The following is a 16,442-nucleotide window of genomic DNA, read 5'->3' as shown; positions in this document are numbered from 1 at the left end:
CGGCGGGCTCTTCATCGCGGGCTTGGCTGCCGGTGGTGGCGCGGGGTCGGCCTTCGGCGGCGGAGCAGCAGCAGCCGGCTTCTCGCCCGCACCCGGCTTTGCCTCGTCGTCGGCAATGATGCGACGGATCGACGCCAGGATCTCCTCCATCGAGGGTTCTTGGACCTTCGCAGGTTGCGTCATCTCCGACTCCACATCGAAACTATTTTACATCAAGCCCGAGAGGATTCGCCGGTTCCGATGATGCGGGCGGAGATTTTCATTGCTCCCGCCCGACTTGTCCCCAGATCACGCCCGCCCGAGGCCTTTCTGCAAGCTTCGTGTCGCCCAATGCAGCGTGATCACAGGTGGCGTCGCACCTGTCATCACGCTACGCCGGCTCGCCGCGAATCGCCTTGCTGCCCGACAAAACGGTATGTCAGGCCAATTATCGATTGCAAGCAAACGCGCCCGTTTGTGGTCCTGATTAACTCAGAACCACAAACATGGCGCGACAAGCGATGATGAAGTGAAGGTGTTTAGCGGCCGTCGGGTGTACGAACGCCGGCCCAATTGTCGCGAACCTGCTGGTAGTGCACGCTCGGATCATAGATGTTGGTCGAAAGACCCATCACCTGCGGCGACAAGCGGCCGATATAGTTCAGCACATTGTAGGAAGCGACGACGCGGTCGTGCTGCGCAGTGACGAGCGCATTGCGCGCGTTGACGAGCGCCTGCTGCGCGTTGAGCACGTCGAGCGTGGTGCGCTGGCCGGCCTTGGCCTCTTCGCGCACGCCGTTCAGCGCGATTTCCGACGCGGTCACCTGCGCCTGCGCCGATGCCACCTGCGACTTGCCGGCGACCAGTTGGCCCCAGGCGGTAACGACGTTGGCGCGCGCCTGATCCCTGGTCTGGTCCAGCACCAGGCGCTGCTGCGCCAGCGATTCCTTGGACTGGCGGATCAGCGAGTATTCAGCGCCGCCCTGGTAGATCGGCAGCGACAGTTGAACGCCGACCGAGGCGTTGAAGAGGCGGTACACGGTCAACTGCGTTTCGTAGCCCTGGCTGACCGACGCCTGCAGCCCAACCGTCGGCAACAGCGCGCCTTCGGCAACCTTGGTCTGCAGGAAGTTGACGTCGACGCCGTACATCGCGGCGGTGACGTTCGGATTCTGGGTCAGACTGAGTTCGACAGCAGCCGAGAGCGACGACGGCAGGAACCGGTCGACCGGCGAGCCCGGCGCGGGATTCTGCGGCTCGACGCCGATGATGCGGCGGTAGTTCGATCGCGTCGTCGTCAGATTCGATTCCGCGGTGAGCTGCTGGGTTCTGCCGGCTGCGAGTTGGGCCTCAGACTGCGCAACGTCCGTGCGCGTCACCTCGCCGACGTTGAAGCGGTCCTGGGTCTGCTTCAGCGTCTGTTCCAGCACGCGCGTGTTGCTGCGCTGGACCTCGACGATTGCCGCGTCGCGGAGATAGTCCATATAGATCGTGGCCGCGCTCAGGAGCACCGACTGCTCGAGCGCTCGCAAACCTTCACGTGCCGACGACACCTGGCTTTCGGCCTGGCGTACTCTGGGAGCGTTCTGCGCGTTGAAGAGCGACTGGCTGGCGGTGATGCCAACGGTGCGCTGCCGGCTCACGCCGGACAAAGCCGCGCTTCCCGGCGCCAACTGCTCATCGGTGTATTGTCCGCCGGCCGTTGCGGTCAGCGAGACCTTCGGACGGTAACCCGAGAGTGCCTGCGGAACGTTTTCGTCTGTCGACCGCACCAACGCACGTTGCGCGTTCAGCTGGGGATTGTTCTGGTAGGACCGCACCAGCGCGGACTCGATAGTTTCGGCGAGCGCAGGCACTGGGCCCAGCTCCGCCAACAGAAGGGCGGCAGTCGCAGCCGCGGTGATAGCCTTCACCCCTCGCATCCCCGGTAATCCAATCATTGTAGTCGCCGTCTCCACAAGTCAGTTCCGGCGGTCGCTTCAGACGAAGTGAGTCCCGCCTCACCTTAGTCCGCAGCTAAGGGTAACGGAACTACCCCGCAACGGAACATGGCGGAAACTCTTCACATGGGGCAAACGGGCCACACTTCTGATTCAGAACGGGATTTTATCAGGTGGCGCAGCGCGGTAGCGGTCAGGTCAGAAGACGAAGGCGGGAAGCCGTTCCAGTCCGGGCAGCACCGGGGCCGTGGCGTCGAACAGCTCGCGATGTCCGAAATCCCCGTGGGAGTGCGTCACGAGGGTGGCGCGCGGCGGCGGCGTCAGGCCAAACACCCCGACCAGCCGCCCTCCCTCCTTGAGCTGGCCAAACAGGCCGGTCGGGAGGATCTCGGTCGCACCATTGAGGACGATGACGTCATATGGCGCACCCGCGGCATCACCGTCCGCGGAAGCTGCGGTCTTGACGGTCACATTCTGGATCCCGAGCTGGGCGAACGCTGCGGTCGCTTTCGCGGCAAGCGCCGGATCGCTCTCGGTGGCGCTGACCTGCGCGGCAAAGCGCGCCACGATCGCGGCGGCGTAGCCGGTGGCACAGCCGACGACCAGGACGCGGTCGGTGGCCTTGATCTCGGCGGCCTGCAGCATCCTGGCGAGCAGCGCCGGCGTGATCAGGCAGCGCTTGGCCGCGCCGCCCTCGGCGACATCGAGATCGAGGTCCAGATAGGCGAGCGCCTGCTTGCTGGCCGGCACGAACACTTCACGCGGCACGGTCAGCATGGCTTCGAGAATACGATCATCGGTCACGTCGCTCGGACGCACCTGACCATCGACCATGTACTGGCGCGCGGTCGAAAAACCGGTCATTGGCGGGGACCCTGCAAGTCGCGGCATTGCCGCTGGAGAAGCTAGAACAGGGCCATCTTTTGGAACAAGCTCCGCCAAAACGCAACACGCCGTTGGCGTGCGGGATGCTCCGGGGCGCGCTCTATTCGATCGTGACCGCAAGCCGGCCGATCAGGCGAGCCACTTCATCGAGATGCTCGGAATCATGCTCCTCGACGGCCCTCGCGAGCCGGCGGACACACTCATCGTCGCTGATGACGGGAGCATCATGCGGAACAAGCGTCGGCTGCGGCATCGACAGGTCGATCAGGTTAATGGCCATCAAAATCACCTCTCAAGACCCGGCACGACGAAGTGTCGACAGTTATTGAGTCGATTTGACGACGTTTTTTGGTTCGCGTGTTGCGGACCACGTGCTTGTGATTGTGTATGGCGATGTTGGTGGGCCAGCAAAGCTGGCTCCCCGGGCTGGATTCGAACCAGCGACCATTCGATTAACAGTCGAATGCTCTACCGCTGAGCTACCGAGGAACAGGCGAACAAGTGTTCGCGAGCGGGCAGCGTATAACAAAGCCTTTCGGGCTTGCAAAGAACCAAATGGGGCTTCGGCGAAACTTTAGCGCAGGACGGTAAACCGCTGCAATGCAAGGGTTTGCCGGCGTCCCGGGGCAATGCAGGTCTGTCCCGATTGTCCCGTTCTCGGCGCCGGCGGCCGGGATGGACCAATGGCGCGGATTACCGCGGCGCCGTGATTCCCGGCCGGGACCCGCCCCCTTGATGTCATTCCGCGATGAACGAGGTGGTCTTGGTGCCGGGGTCGTAGCCCAGCCTCGGCACGTTGAGCTTGCAGAGGTTGACGTTCTTCCACAGCACTGACTCGTTGTAGTTGGCCCAGTCGACCTTGATGTTCCACGCAGCCTTCGTCGTCGCCGAACTCGACATAGGCCATGTCCTGATTCTTCAGCGTGCCCTCGAGTTCGTTCTCCGATTCGTCCAGGCCGTCATCGGGGCCGTTGAAGCCGAGAAACTTGATGGCGTATCCGGTCTCGTTGACGACGGAGACGTCGCGGTTGTCGGCCGCGGACACGGGCGAAGCGCTCGACGCCTGTGCGGCGGCACCTCCTTGGCGATCGCGCCGGATGAGTACAAATCGTGCACAAAATGCGGAGCGCTCTGCCAGAGCCTTCTCCGTTCCAATCACCGCGCAACGATGGCGACGATGAACAGCGCGGTCGCCGCGAGCGAAGCGACGGTCCGCACGTGGTTCCAGAAGGTCCAGTCGGTCAGATAGCGCGCCCAGAGCGGCGCAGTCGCCGTGCTCGCGGGATCGGCCGCCGCGAGTTGGTCGTTCAGCGGCACGTTGAAGACGGCAGTGACGACGAACATCCCGAGGACATAGAGGCCGCCGCCGCAGATCATCGCAATGGCGCCCGGATCCTGCCATCTGAGTGCACCGAGCACGACCAGCACGGCGCAGGACAGCGTGGTGCCGAGGAAGACCGGCATAAACAGCGAACGCACGATGTCGACATTGATCGCGTTCATCGCCGAGATTCCGGCGGCCTGGTCGATGCGGCCGAGCGCGGTCATCACGAATGTCGAGAATGCGAAATAGAGCCCGGCAAGCAGGCCGCAGCCGAGCGCGGAAAACCACAGCAAGCCCGAGGTCAGGGTATTGCGCATCGCTCCACCTCCGAATGCGAGAATCCCTCGTATTTGTAAAATGCGATAAACTCTCGTATTAGAGACGTCAACCCGATTTCGAAGGAGACAGAAGGTGGCGAGACGAAAGGCCGCGCCCGTGGTGGCCCCCCTGCCCGGGCTGGCGCGGCTTGCGCCGACGCAGCAGCGCAGCCGCGAGCGGTTCGAGCGCATCCTCGCCTGCGCAACCGAGATCATGGCGGAAAAGGGCAGCGAGGCCTTCCGGATGAGCGACATCGTCGAACGCAGCGGCGTCGCATTCGGCTCGCTCTATCAATATTTTCCGGACAAGGCCGCGATCATCGGCACGCTGGCGGAACGGCACAACGCCGTCGGACGCGATTGTGTCAGGCGCGATCTGGCTGCCGTCACGGCCCCGCGCGACCTGCATCCGGCGCTGTGCCGGATCGTCGACAGCTACTACGAGATGTTCATGCGCGAGCCGGTCGTGCGCGACATCTGGCAGGCGACGCAGGCTGACCGCGGCCTGCAGAAGCTCGATGCCGACGACATGGCCGTGCTTTCCGGTCTGTTATCCGACGCGATCCGGCGGGTTGCGCCGGGCGTGCCGGCTGCCACCCTCGCCACCTTCTCAGCACTGACGATGACGCTGATCGCTGCCGCCGTACGCCACGCGATCACGCTGCCGCCGAAAAAGGCGCGGCAGGTGCTGATGCAATTCAAGACCATGCTGCCGAATGACCTCGCCGGGCTGGCTTGACCACATTCGCACCGGCCTCGGGGAATTTCCGCCGCGCAGGGGCGATAGGCATCGGGCGTAGAGCGGCGCTGCCCGGCTCTGGCGAACGAAGTCAGCGAGGGCCGAGGATCGATGAAACGCGCGATAGGCAACACTGCGGACTGCTTGCCTTCATTGTCACGTCTTCCTAAAATTCCTGCGATATTTGACGGCTATGAATACTGCCGGAAATTCCGGAAAGAGTTTTTCGCAGGATGTGATTTGTCCCACACGAGGTGCGGCCGTGCCGACCTAGGTTCCTGACGGGGTCATCAGCGACTTATTAACCAAACAGGGCGCCATCGTTCTTTTCATAAAATTCGAACGAATCGCTCAATCCGGACCGAAGACAGTTTTGCGACCATTGCGCTCTCGAACCTCGGAGAGCGCGATGAGCGAAGTCGAATTTGATCTGCTGCTGGACGCCGTGCGTACGGCGATCGCGCCTATTGCTCAGGAGGATTTCGTGGCCCAACCCTCGCCCCGCATTCAGCCGCCGCCGCGCGCTGCCAATGACAACCAGGCGCCGTGGCCGCTGATTCCGTTTCCTGAAGGTTGGTACGCCGCGAGCTAAGGCGGCTTCTCATTCGTCGGCTGCAAGCCATTGATGAGATGAGTGGAGGCCACGACCAGAATTGAACTGGTGTACACGGTTTTGCAGACCGTTGCGTAACCACTCCGCCACGTGGCCCCTTGGGGCGCACTTCATATACGCCCTCTCTCAGATAGGCAACCAAGCCCAACAGCTAACGCCGGTGCCTCCGGTAGTCCCGTTTCTTGGGTTTTGGAGCCAATTCCGGCATTTTTGCCTGTACTTCGCGGAATCTCGCCAGCATCCGCTCGAAACTGTCAGTTAACGTTGCGGCGATATCGGGCCGCTTCTGCAGCCCGGCCAGCAGGATCGCGGCCGCCTCGATGGTGGACAAACCGTCGCGCCGCGGTTCCCGGCGCAGCTTTCCGTACAGCGAGGGGCGTTTCGGCCCGAGAATCACCCGCTGGCACTTCAGCATCCAGGCATTGCGCCACCACAGCGCTTTGGCCTGGCTCCAGGTGCCGTCGAGCAGCACGATGCCCTCGATGTTGGACAGGATCGCGCGCTGATGCGGCTCGAGCTCGCCCTTGCGGTTGATGGCGACGATCTCGGCAGCGGTCTCGAGGTCCTCGACCTTGGCCGAGCCAAGATAGAGCACCGCCCAGCGCGACGGGTCGGGCACCGGCCGGCCGAGCGCCTTGGCAAGGCTCGGCCACGACAATCCAATCCGCACCACGGCGTTCTCGAAATGCCGCGCCAACAGCCGCGCGGTGCCGAGCGCCCTGTCCTGCTCCTGCGGATGGATCAGGATCAACAGCTGGATGCGGCTTTCGATCGGCGTGACGCTGTCGCAGATGCACAGCGGCAGCGGCTTGCCGCAATGCGCGCAATCCTCGATCTCGGCGATAACGTCGGGTTTGACTTCGGTCGGTTCGGACATCGCTTCGCTATACGCTCACGACGGCGCAATTCAAACTATTCCGCCGGCGCGTGCGCGCCTGACGGCTCGCGGCGCTGGCGCAGCCGGTCGATCAAGAGGTAGATCACCGGCGTGGTGTAGAGCGTCAGGATCTGCGACACGAACAGGCCGCCGATGATCGTGATGCCGAGCGGCCGCCGCAGCTCGGTGCCCGGGCCGGTCGCAATGACCAGCGGAATGCCGGCAAACAGCGCCGCCATCGTCGTCATCAGGATCGGGCGGAAGCGAGCCCGGCAGGCCTCGAAAATCGCATCCCGCGACGACAGGCCCTGATGCCGTTCGGCCTCGAGCGCGAAGTCGACCATCATGATGCCGTTCTTCTTGACGATGCCGATCAGGAGGATGATGCCGACGAAGGCGATCACCGTCAGCGGTGTGTTGGTCACCTGCAACGCCAGCAGGGCGCCGAGGCCGGCCGACGGCAGTGTCGAGATGATCGTGATCGGATGCGCGAGGCTCTCATAGAGCACGCCGAGCACGATATACATCGCGATCAGCGCGCCGAGGATCAACAGCGGCTGTCGCCCGCTGGTCTTGTTGAAGTCGCCGGCATTGCCGTCGAAGCTGCCGCGGATGCCCTCGGGCATGTGCAGCTCATTGACCGCCTGCTGGATGTTCGTGGTCGCGACCTCCAGCGGCACGTCCGGTAACAGGTTGAACGACACCGTGGTCGAGGGGAAGCCGCCGGAGTGATAGACCGCCAGCGCCGACAGTCCGCGCTGGTAGTGCACCAGCGCCGACAGCGGCACCTGCACGTCATTGGCGCCGGCGACATAGATGCGCTCGAGATTCGACGGATCGCTCTGGAACTTCGGATCGATCTCGAGCACCACCACGTATTGGTTGCGCTGGGTGTAGATGTAAGAGATTTGCCGCTGCGAGAAGGCGTTGTTGAGCGCGTTGTCGATGTCCTGCACCCGGACGCCGAGGCTGGAGGCGATCTTGCGGTCGATCACGAGGTTGAGCTGCAGGCCGCCGGGATCGCGGTCGGAGGACACGTCGGTGATGCCCTCCACGGTCTCCATGCGCTTGGCGATGAGCGGCGCCCATTTCTGCAACAGATCGAGATCGGTCGAGGCGAGCGTGTACTGGTAGTCGGAATCGCTCTGCCGGCCGCCGGTGCGGATGTCCTGCGCGGCGAACATGAACAGGCGGATGCCGGGCACCATGAACAGGTTGCGGCGCAGCCGGTCGATCACCTGGGCGGTCGATAGGCCTGTCCGCTCCTCCGGCGGCTTCAGGCTGATGAACATGGTACCGCGGTTGGAGGTGGCGCCGCCCGGACCGCCGCCGGAGCCGACCGACGAGCCGATGCCGGCGACCGCGGGGTCGGCCATCACGATGTCGGCGAGCCGCTGCTGCAGCTGGAGCATCGACTGGAACGAGATATCGGCCGAGGCCCGTGTTGAACCGATCACGAATCCGCTGTCGTCGGTCGGGAAATAGCCCTTCGGCGTCTTGATGTAGAGCGTCACCGTCAGCGCGACGGTGGCGAAGAACACGACCAGGGTCAGGAAGGGATAGCCGAGCACGATGCGCAGGGTCGACGCATAGAACGCCACGACCCGCGACAGCGTCCCTTCGATGGCGCGGTCGTACCAGGTGGCGTGCTCCGAGGTCGCCTCCTTGATGTAGTGCGCGCAGATCATCGGCGTGATCGTCACCGACACCAGGGTCGACACGATGATGGCAAACGTCAGGGTCAGCGAGAACTCCCGCAGCAGCCGGCCGACGATGCCGTCCATGAAGATCAGCGGCGTAAAGGCCGCGATCAGCGACAGCGAGATCGACAGCACGGTGAAGCCGATCTGCTTGGCGCCCTCGACCGCCGCCGGATACGGCGCCATGCCCTGCTCGAGGTTGCGGTACATGTTCTCGATCATCACGATGGCGTCGTCGACCACGAAGCCGACCGAGATCGCGAGCGCCATCAGCGACAGATTGTCGATCGAGAAGCCGGCGAGCCACATCCCGGCGCAGGTGCCGGCCAGCGCCAGCGGCACCGAGACGCCGGCCGCGATCGTCGGCACGATCCGGCGCAGGAACACGAACACCACGACCATCACGAGCATGGCGGTCGCCAGCAGCGTGAACTGCATGTCCTCGACGCTGGCGCGGATGGTTCCGGTGCGATCGACCAGGGTCGAGATCTCGACGCCGGCCGGGATCCACTTCCTCAAGTCCGGCAGCAGCCGGCGGACGTTGTCGACGGTGTCGATGACGTTGGCATCGCCCTGCTTGGTGATCTGGATCAGCACCGCCGGCTGCTTGTTGAACCAGGCGATCGAGCGCGAGTTGCGGACGGAATCCTCGACCTCGGCGACGTCAGAGAGGCGGACGAAATTGCCGTTCGAGCTCTTGATGAGGATGTCGCGGAACTCGGCCGCGGTGCGCATCTGCTTGTTGATCGACAGCGTCTCACTCTGCCGGTCGCCGTTGAAGATGCCGACCGGGCCGAGCGGATTGGCATTGATGATCGCGAGCCGGACGTCGTCGGTCGCGATCCCGGCATTGGCCAGCGACACCGGATTGAGCGCGATGCGCACCGCCGGCTGGTCGGCGCCGCTGACGGTGACCTCGCCGACCCCAGGCACCTGCGAGATGCGCTGCGCCAGCACGGTGTCGGCGACGTCGTACATCGCGCTGGTCGAGATCGTCTTCGAGGTCAGCGCCAGCACGAACACGGGTGCCGCGGCCGGATTGGCCTTGCGGAACTTGGGCAGCGACGGCAGGTCGCTCGGCAGATCGGCGAGCGAAGCATTGATCGCGGCCTGCACGTCGCGTGCGGCGCGGTCGATGTCGCGGCCGATCGAGAACTGCACCTGGATGCTGGTGACGCCGAGCGAGCTCGTCGAGGTGATCTGGTCGACGCCTGAGATAGTACCGAGCTTGCGCTCCAGCGGCGCTGCGACGGTCGAAGCCATCACGGAGGGATCGGCGCCGGGCCGTGACGCCGACACCCGGATGGTCGGGAAGTCGACGTTCGGGACCGACGACACCGGCAGGAACTCGTAGGCGACGATCCCGACCAGGAACAGCCCGATCGCCAGCAAGGTGGTGCCCACCGGCCGGCGGATGAAGGGCTCCGAGATCGAGATCACTGCATGCCCTCGGTGGCGCCCGCGATCGGCGGGCCGCTGGGACCTGGCTCCGGCACGGCCCGCTCGATCCGCCGGTTGAGCCGGTCGAGCGCCAGATAGATCACCGGCGTGGTGTAGAGCGTCAGCAGCTGGCTGAGCAGCAGGCCGCCGATGATCGAGATGCCGAGCGGGAAGCGCAGCTCGGCGCCGGTGCCGCTTTCGATCGCGAGCGGCAGCGCGCCGAACAGTGCGGCCAGCGTCGTCATCATGATCGGCCGGAATCGCAGCAGGCAGGCCTGCACGATGGCGTCATAGGACGACATGCCCTGATGGCGCTCGGCCTCCAGCGCGAAGTCGATCATCATGATGGCGTTCTTCTTGACGATGCCCATCAACAGGATGATGCCGATCAGGCCGATCACCGACAGGTCCTGGCCGCACAGCATCAAGGCGAGGATGGCGCCGACGCCAGCCGAGGGCAGCGTCGACAGGATGGTGATCGGGTGGATGTAGCTCTCGTAAAGCACGCCGAGCACGATGTAGATCGTGATGATCGCGGCCAGGATCAGCCAGGGCTGCCCGGCAAGCGAGCGCGCAAACTCGGCGGCGTCGCCGGAATAGATCCCGACGATGCTGCCGGGCATCCCGATCCTGCTCTCGATCGCCTTGACCGCGACGACCGCATCGCCCAGCGCCTCCCCGGGCGCCAGGTTGAAGCTGAGCGAAACCGACGGGAATTGCGCCTGGTGCGAGATCGCGAGCGGCGCCGTGGTGCGGACCAGCGTCGCCACCGCCGACAACGGCACCTGCGCGCCGTTCGCGCCGGGCAGATAGAGCTTGTCGAGGATCGACGGGTCGCGCTGATACATCGGCAGCGCCTCCAGCACCACGCGGTACTGGTTGGCCTGGCCGTAGATCGTCGAGATCTGCCGCTGCGCGAAGGCGTCGTTCAGCGTGTCGGTGACGCCCTGAAGATTGACGCCGAGCTGGCCGGCGCGCTGGCGGTTGATGTCGAGCGCCGCGCGCAAGCCGCCGTCCTGCGCCTCCGAGGAGACGTCGCGGAAGATCGGATCGCGCCGCATCTCGGCGACCAGCTTCCGGGCCCATTGCGAGACTTCGGCGGCATCGGTCGCGGTCAGCGTGTACTGGTATTGCGAGCGGCTCGACTGGGTCGAGATCTGCACGTCCTGCACCGGCTGGAAGTAGACGGTCATGCCGGGGACCGTCGATATCTTCTGCTTCAACCGCTCGATCACGTTGACGACGCCGTCGTGCCGCTGGTCGAGCGGCTTCAGGGTCATCACCAGGCGGCCGACATTGGTGGTCGGATTGACCGAACCCGAGCCGATCACCGAGACCACGCCGACCACGTCGGGGTCGGCCTTGATGATGTCGGAGACCGCGCTCTGCCGCCGCTGCATCTCGGCGAACGAGACGTCGGGGCCGGCTTCGGTCACCGCCGTGATCGAGGAGGTGTCCTGCAACGGCAGAAAGCCCTTCGGCGCCAGCACATACATGATCAGCGTCAGCGCGATGGTCGCGAACGTCACCAGCAGCGTCGCGCGCTGGCGCTGCAGCACCCAGAGCAGCGTCCGATGGTAGAACTCCACCATACGGTCGATGAAGCGGCTGACCGCGGCGAGGCCCGGGACCGCCGTCTCCTCGTGGATGTTCTTGAGCAGCCGCGAGCACATCATCGGCGTCAGCGTCAGCGAGACGATCGCCGAGGTTACGACCGCGATCGTCAAGGTCAGCGCGAATTCGCGGAACATGCGGCCGACCAGGCCGGACATGAACAACAGCGGAATGAACACCGCGATCAGCGACACCGTCAGCGAGATCACGGTGAAGCCGATTTCGCTGGCGCCCTTGAGCGAGGCCTCCATCACCGTCTCGCCGTCTTCCATGTGGCGGACGATGTTCTCGATCATGACGATGGCGTCGTCGACCACGAAACCGGTTCCGATGGTCAGCGCCATCAGCGACAGATTGTCGAGGCTGAAGCCGGCGAAATACATGATGCCGAAGCTCGTGATCAGCGACAGCGGCAACGCGACGCCGGCGATCAGGGTCGCGCGCAGCGACCGCAGGAACAACAGCACCACCAGCGTCACCAGCACGACGCTCAGGATCAGCGTGAACTGCACATCGCGGACCGAGGCGCGGATCGTCACCGTGCGGTCGGAGACGATCGTCAGCTTGACACCGGCCGGCACCGAGCGCTGCAGCCGCGGGATTTCGCCGCGGATCTGCTTGACGACGTCGATGACGTTGGCGCCGGGCTGGCGCTGGATGTCGATGATGACCGCCGGTGTGCCCTGGTACCAGCCGCCGGTACGGTCGTTCTCCAGCCCGTCCACGATCTGCGCGACGTCGCCGATCGTGACCGGCGAGCCGTTGCGGTAGGCGATGATGATCGGCCGGTAGGCATCGGCCGCTGCGATCTGGTCGTTGGCGGCGATGGTGTAGGATTGCTGGGCGCCGTCGAGCGAGCCCTTCGGTCCCGAGACGTTGGCGCCGGCGATCGCGCTGCGCAAATCCTCCATCGCGATGCCGTAGGCCGCAAGCCGCGCGAGATCGGCCTGCACGCGCACCGCCGGCTTGAGGCCGCCAAGGATCGAGACCCGGCCGACGCCGGAAATCTGGCTCAGCCGTTGGCCCAGGATGGTGTCGGCGAGATCGCTCATCGCCCGCAGCGAGATCGTGTCCGAGGTCAGCGCCAGGGTCATGACCGGTGCGTCCGCCGGGTTCACCTTGGCATAGACAGGCGGGTACGGCAGCGTCTTCGGCAGGATGCCGGCGGCGGCGTTGATCGCGGCCTGCACGTCCTGGGTGGCGCCGTCGATGTCGCGGTTGAGGTCGAACTGCAGCGAGATCTGGCTGACGCCGAACGAGCTCGTCGAGTTCATCGACGACAGCGACGGGATTTGCCCGAGCTGCCGCTCCAGCGGTGCCGTGATCAACGAGGCCACCACGTCGGGGCTCGCGCCGGGCAGCTGCGTCGTCACCTGCACGGTCGGAAAGTCGACCTGCGGCAGCGCCGAGACCGGCAGCGCCCAATAGCCGAGCGCGCCGCCGATCATCAGGGCGATGCCGAGCAGCGAGGTGGCGATCGGCCGGCGGATGAACGGTTCGGAGACGCTCATGGTTGCGTTCTCGCTTTAAGGTCGGACATTACGAGGTCGGGATGCCGGTCATGGCTGCGCCTTCGGCGCGCCACCCGACTGTTCGCCCCCTGCCGCCGGCGCGGGTGCCGGTCCGGTCTGCCCCTTCTGGTCACCTTCGCTGTGCTCGCGCCGCCCGTTGTGCTCGCCGTTCTTGCCCTGCCCGTCCTGCTTGCCGTCTTTGCCCTGGCCCCCGGTTTTGCCGTCGGGACTGCGGCTGCGCTTGCGCGGCGCGAGATCGGCTGCCGGTGGCCCGTCGTCCTTGCCAACGATGACCTTGGCGCCGTCGGCGAGATTGGCGAAGCCCGTCGTGACGACGCGGTCGGACGTGGTCAGGCCGCTGGCGATGACGGCTTCATGCTCGTTCTGCTGCGTGACCGTGACCGGCTTGGCGGTGACGACGTTATCGGCGCCGATCACATAGCTGAACGTGCCGGCCGGACCGCGCTGCACCGCCGAGGTCGGCACCACGATCGCCTGCGGCAGGGTCTCGACCTTGAGCCGCACATTGACGAACTGCCCGGGCCAGAGCTGATAGCTGGCATTCGGGAGCTCAGCCTTCAGCTTCAGCGTGCCGGTGGTCGGATCGACCTGGTTGTCGATGCCGGTCAGCTTGCCGGTATCGATCACGGTGACACCGTCATTGCCGAACACGTCGACCGCGAGCTGGCCTTTGGCGGCCGCGGCGTTGACCCGCATGATCTGCTGCTGCGGCAGGCTGAACCACACCGCGATCGGCTGCAGCTGGGTCAGGATCACGAGCCCGGTGGTGTCGGAGGCGTGGATGATGTTGCCCTGGTCGACCTGGCGCAGGCCGGCGCGCCCCGCGATTGGAGCGACGATCTTGGTATAGCCGAGCGTGGTGCGCGCATTGTCGATCTGGGCCTGGTCGGCCTTGATGATGGCCTGCTGCTGCGCGACCAGCGCGCGCTGCGTGTCGGCCTGCTGCTTGGAGCCCGCATTGGTGGCAGCGAGTTGCTCATAGCGGGCAAGGTCGATCTTCTGGTTGGCGAGCAGCGCTTCGTCCTTGGCCTTCGTGGCCACCGCCTGATCGTATTGCGCCTGATAGATCGCTGGATCGATCTCGCCGAGCACCTCGTCCTTCTTGACGTCCTGGCCCTCGACGAAATTGACCTTGAGCAGCTTGCCGTCGACCTGCGAGCGAACGGTGACCGTGTTAAGCGCCCTCACCGAGCCGACGCCGTCGAGATAGACCGGCACGTCATGTACCTGCGGTGTGGCCGCGAGCACCGGCACCGGCAGGTCGGGCCGCGCGCCCGCGCCGCGCCCGCCGCCTCCATTTGGCTTGGGCTGGAAGGCGAGCCAGCCGAGATAGCCGAGCCCGCCCAGGATCACGAGCGTGATGAGCAGCGACACCATGCGCCCAAGCAGGCGCGAGAGGAGGCTCCGCTTGCGCGGCGTAGTGCTTTTCTCGTCGTCCCTGTCGTTTTCCTTGGAGTCGGGCTTAAAGAGCATCGACCGGTCTTTCCATCTTCGGTTCCCAGCCGCCCCCCAAGGCCTGATACAGGCTTACGATCGCCAAAAGCCGGGCCAGTTGGGCCTGCGAATAAGCATCTTCCGCCTGGAACAAAGTCAGCTGCGTGTTTAGCACAGTTACGATGTCGGCGGTGCCGGCCTTGAGCTGCTGCTCGGCCAGATCGAAGGCGCGCCGCGACGACGACAGCACGTCGCGCTGCAGCTGCAGCCGCCGCGTTGTCTCGCGGATCGCGACCAGCGCGTTGTCGACATCGGTGAAAGATTGCACGACCGTCTTGCGGTAGGTCTGCAGTAGCTCGTCCTGCTTCGCCTTCGCGTTTTCGAAATTGCCGAGGATCCGGCCGCCGTCGAAGATCGGCTGCGTCATGCTGCCGACCAGGTTGAAGAACGCCGCATGGGGCTGGAACAGCGAGACCAGCGCCTGGCTCTGGTAGCCGCCCGTCCCGGTCAGCTGGATGCTCGGGAAGAACTGCGCCCGCGCGCTGCCGACATTGGCGGTGGCGGATGCGAGCTGTGCCTCCTGCCGGCGGATATCGGGACGCTGGGTGAGCAATTCGGACGGCAGCCCCGGCATGACGCGCGGGATCGCAACCGAGTTGAGCGAGCCGCCAACGACGCGCACGCTTTCCGGCGGCCGCGACACCAGCACCGCGAGCGCGTTGATGTTCTGGTCGAGCGTCTGCCGCAGCGGCGGCACCAGCGCACGCTGGTTCGCCAGCACACTCTCCTGCTGCGCGACGTCGAGATCGGAGCCGGTGCCGGCCTTGAAGCGGTCCTTGATCGCGTTGAGGATGCGCTCGGCGCTGGCGATATTGCGCTGCGCGGTGCGCAACCGGTCCTGGGTGGCAAGCACCGTGAAATAGGCGTTGGCGACGCTGGTGAGCGTGGTCAGCGCCACCACCTCGCGGTCGAACCGGTTGGCGACGGCGGTCTCCTCCGCCGCCTGCGCGGCGTCGCGATTCTGGCCCCAGAAGTCGAGCTGGTAGCTGGCGCTGAGCGAGGCATTGTAGTTCACCACCTCGCGCCCGCCATTGGTGAGGCCGCTGGCGCTCGAGCCGGAGGTGCGCGAGTAGGTCTCCGATCCGTTGAGATTGAGGGTCGGCAGCAGCGCCGCACCGGCCTGCCGCGCCAGCGCGTCGGCCTGGCGGAAGCGCGCCACGGCCGCCGCGATGTCGAGGTTGACGGTCTGCGCCTCCTCCATCAGCTGCGTCAGTTCCTTGGAGCGGAAGCCGCGCCACCAGTCGAGCGTCGGAAGCGCGTCGCCCGATCGGCCAAGCCGCGCGGCCTTATAGCCCTGCGGTACGTCGAGCGCCGGATCAGGGATGTCCTGGGTCAGAATGCAGCCGGCCGAGCCCGCGACCAGGCCGAGCGCGATGAGCGAGCGTCCCGCCAGCCGCCGCACGCGGACGGTGAGGCCGAACCGGCCTCTGGGCACCGTCACGGATGCTTGCTGGGTCACACCCGTTCTCCGCCGGAGCCAGACTTCGCCCATGGCGTACGAGCGACGCGTTCAGCGGTGGTCTGGGTGACGTACACGGGTTAATGCTTTCAATGGAACCTGACTGTCCCATCCTACCCTTGGGACAATAGAGCGGACAGCCCCTGTCACGAATGCGCGACGTCGCATCGCAAGCGATTCGAGGCCACCCTGATTGCGGGCTTTTCCCTATTTTTGCGGCATTTCCGCGCGTTTCAGACCCGTGCCGGAAGTCTCGATTCTAACAAAGATTTCATGGGGATTTCTCGGCCCTGTGGCGCCGAATCCGCAACATGCGCCGGCGCAGCGACGCCCTCGCGGCGACTGACGCAAAACTGCCGGTAGCGGAACGATTCTGCCGGACGTCCCGACCGCCGAAAAACGCTGTTCTCCGCATGCCCGTGATGGCCATGCGCACGCGGTGATGCGTGGTGAACCCGCCATTTGCCGCAGTGCAATAGCCCTTCCCTTTTTCGATCAGCACACTAGGTTCGCGGCAAGCAAGACACAG

Annotated in this window: 12 protein-coding genes, 2 tRNA genes and 1 pseudogene; 2 read left to right on the top strand and 13 right to left on the bottom strand. The window is 65.1% G+C overall.

Translation table 11 applies throughout. The features are described 5' to 3' along the window. From AC628_RS43820 to AC628_RS08865, 7 genes and pseudogenes are all read right to left on the bottom strand, one after another. A pseudogene (locus AC628_RS43820) lies at window positions 1-183 on the bottom strand (DUF2497 domain-containing protein); the annotation flags it as partial. A 335-nt stretch (window positions 184-518) separates the two neighbouring features. Further along, complete coding sequence (locus AC628_RS08890; RefSeq protein WP_074126463.1) at window positions 519-1,901, bottom strand: TolC family outer membrane protein; 1,383 nt, start codon at window positions 1,899-1,901, stop codon at window positions 519-521. Window positions 1,902-2,117: 216 nt separating this feature from the next. Then, a complete protein-coding gene (locus AC628_RS08885) occupies window positions 2,118-2,783 on the bottom strand; it encodes a protein-L-isoaspartate O-methyltransferase family protein (RefSeq protein WP_074126460.1) in 666 nt (221 codons plus the stop codon). Window positions 2,784-2,904: 121 nt separating this feature from the next. After that, complete coding sequence (locus AC628_RS08880; protein ID WP_050419688.1) at window positions 2,905-3,084, bottom strand: hypothetical protein; 180 nt, start codon at window positions 3,082-3,084, stop codon at window positions 2,905-2,907. Window positions 3,085-3,218: 134 nt separating this feature from the next. Then, a tRNA-Asn gene (locus AC628_RS08875) sits at window positions 3,219-3,293 on the bottom strand. A gap of 249 nt (window positions 3,294-3,542) precedes the next feature. Beyond that, window positions 3,543-3,704 (bottom strand): hypothetical protein, encoded by a 162-nt coding sequence (locus tag AC628_RS45190; RefSeq protein WP_245321098.1) that lies wholly within the window; start codon window positions 3,702-3,704, stop codon window positions 3,543-3,545. Window positions 3,705-3,959: 255 nt separating this feature from the next. Then, window positions 3,960-4,445, bottom strand: coding sequence for an anthrone oxygenase family protein (locus AC628_RS08865; RefSeq protein WP_074126458.1), 486 nt, complete (start codon window positions 4,443-4,445; stop codon window positions 3,960-3,962). 94 nt (window positions 4,446-4,539) lie between these two features. Here AC628_RS08865 and AC628_RS08860 point away from each other — a divergent pair, with 94 nt between their 5' ends. Beyond that, the gene (locus tag AC628_RS08860; RefSeq protein WP_074126456.1) at window positions 4,540-5,184 is read left to right on the top strand and encodes a TetR/AcrR family transcriptional regulator; all 645 of its coding nucleotides are present in this window, start codon (window positions 4,540-4,542) and stop codon (window positions 5,182-5,184) included. Between the two features lie 409 nt (window positions 5,185-5,593). After that, window positions 5,594-5,776: a hypothetical protein gene (locus tag AC628_RS08855; protein WP_024584196.1), complete on the top strand. Its 183-nt coding sequence runs from the start codon at window positions 5,594-5,596 to the stop codon at window positions 5,774-5,776. A gap of 43 nt (window positions 5,777-5,819) precedes the next feature. On the opposite strand, the gene AC628_RS08850 is transcribed toward AC628_RS08855, so the two are convergent. The 6 genes from AC628_RS08850 to AC628_RS08825 form a co-directional block, all read right to left on the bottom strand. Next, window positions 5,820-5,893 (bottom strand) — tRNA-Cys (locus AC628_RS08850). Between the two features lie 55 nt (window positions 5,894-5,948). Further along, the gene (locus tag AC628_RS08845; protein WP_074126453.1) at window positions 5,949-6,674 is read right to left on the bottom strand and encodes a tRNA-uridine aminocarboxypropyltransferase; all 726 of its coding nucleotides are present in this window, start codon (window positions 6,672-6,674) and stop codon (window positions 5,949-5,951) included. A 35-nt stretch (window positions 6,675-6,709) separates the two neighbouring features. Next, on the bottom strand, window positions 6,710-9,814 hold the full coding sequence (locus tag AC628_RS08840) for an efflux RND transporter permease subunit (protein ID WP_074126450.1): 3,105 nt from the start codon (window positions 9,812-9,814) through the stop codon (window positions 6,710-6,712). Further along, a complete protein-coding gene (locus AC628_RS08835) occupies window positions 9,811-12,939 on the bottom strand; it encodes an efflux RND transporter permease subunit (protein WP_074126448.1) in 3,129 nt (1,042 codons plus the stop codon). The genes AC628_RS08840 and AC628_RS08835 overlap by 4 nt, the downstream gene beginning before the upstream one ends. Window positions 12,940-12,987: 48 nt before the next feature. Beyond that, window positions 12,988-14,433 (bottom strand): efflux RND transporter periplasmic adaptor subunit, encoded by a 1,446-nt coding sequence (locus AC628_RS08830; RefSeq protein WP_074126445.1) that lies wholly within the window; start codon window positions 14,431-14,433, stop codon window positions 12,988-12,990. Next, window positions 14,423-15,946: an efflux transporter outer membrane subunit gene (locus AC628_RS08825; protein ID WP_245321097.1), complete on the bottom strand. Its 1,524-nt coding sequence runs from the start codon at window positions 15,944-15,946 to the stop codon at window positions 14,423-14,425. The genes AC628_RS08830 and AC628_RS08825 overlap by 11 nt, the downstream gene beginning before the upstream one ends. Between the last annotated feature and the right edge of the window lie 496 nt (window positions 15,947-16,442).

It is taken from the genome of Bradyrhizobium sp. NAS96.2 (assembly GCF_001908235.1).
Classification (GTDB): domain Bacteria; phylum Pseudomonadota; class Alphaproteobacteria; order Rhizobiales; family Xanthobacteraceae; genus Bradyrhizobium.
The sequence above is the reverse complement of the archived record's forward strand: the minus strand, read 5'-3'. Positions and strand labels throughout refer to the sequence as shown.

What these genes read in the sequence shown, in the direction of transcription:
- AC628_RS08845 (WP_074126453.1), bottom strand. Translation starts at nt 6,674, where the DNA reads ATGTCCGAACCGACCGAAGTCAAACCCGACGTTATCGCCGAGATCGAG.
- AC628_RS08885 (WP_074126460.1), bottom strand. Translation starts at nt 2,783, where the DNA reads ATGACCGGTTTTTCGACCGCGCGCCAGTACATGGTCGATGGTCAGGTG.
- AC628_RS08880 (WP_050419688.1), bottom strand. Translation starts at nt 3,084, where the DNA reads ATGGCCATTAACCTGATCGACCTGTCGATGCCGCAGCCGACGCTTGTT.
- AC628_RS08830 (WP_074126445.1), bottom strand. Translation starts at nt 14,433, where the DNA reads ATGCTCTTTAAGCCCGACTCCAAGGAAAACGACAGGGACGACGAGAAA.
- AC628_RS08855 (WP_024584196.1), top strand. Translation starts at nt 5,594, where the DNA reads ATGAGCGAAGTCGAATTTGATCTGCTGCTGGACGCCGTGCGTACGGCG.
- AC628_RS08835 (WP_074126448.1), bottom strand. Translation starts at nt 12,939, where the DNA reads ATGAGCGTCTCCGAACCGTTCATCCGCCGGCCGATCGCCACCTCGCTG.
- AC628_RS08825 (WP_245321097.1), bottom strand. Translation starts at nt 15,946, where the DNA reads ATGGGCGAAGTCTGGCTCCGGCGGAGAACGGGTGTGACCCAGCAAGCA.
- AC628_RS45190 (WP_245321098.1), bottom strand. Translation starts at nt 3,704, where the DNA reads ATGTCGAGTTCGGCGACGACGAAGGCTGCGTGGAACATCAAGGTCGAC.
- AC628_RS08890 (WP_074126463.1), bottom strand. Translation starts at nt 1,901, where the DNA reads ATGCGAGGGGTGAAGGCTATCACCGCGGCTGCGACTGCCGCCCTTCTG.
- AC628_RS08865 (WP_074126458.1), bottom strand. Translation starts at nt 4,445, where the DNA reads ATGCGCAATACCCTGACCTCGGGCTTGCTGTGGTTTTCCGCGCTCGGC.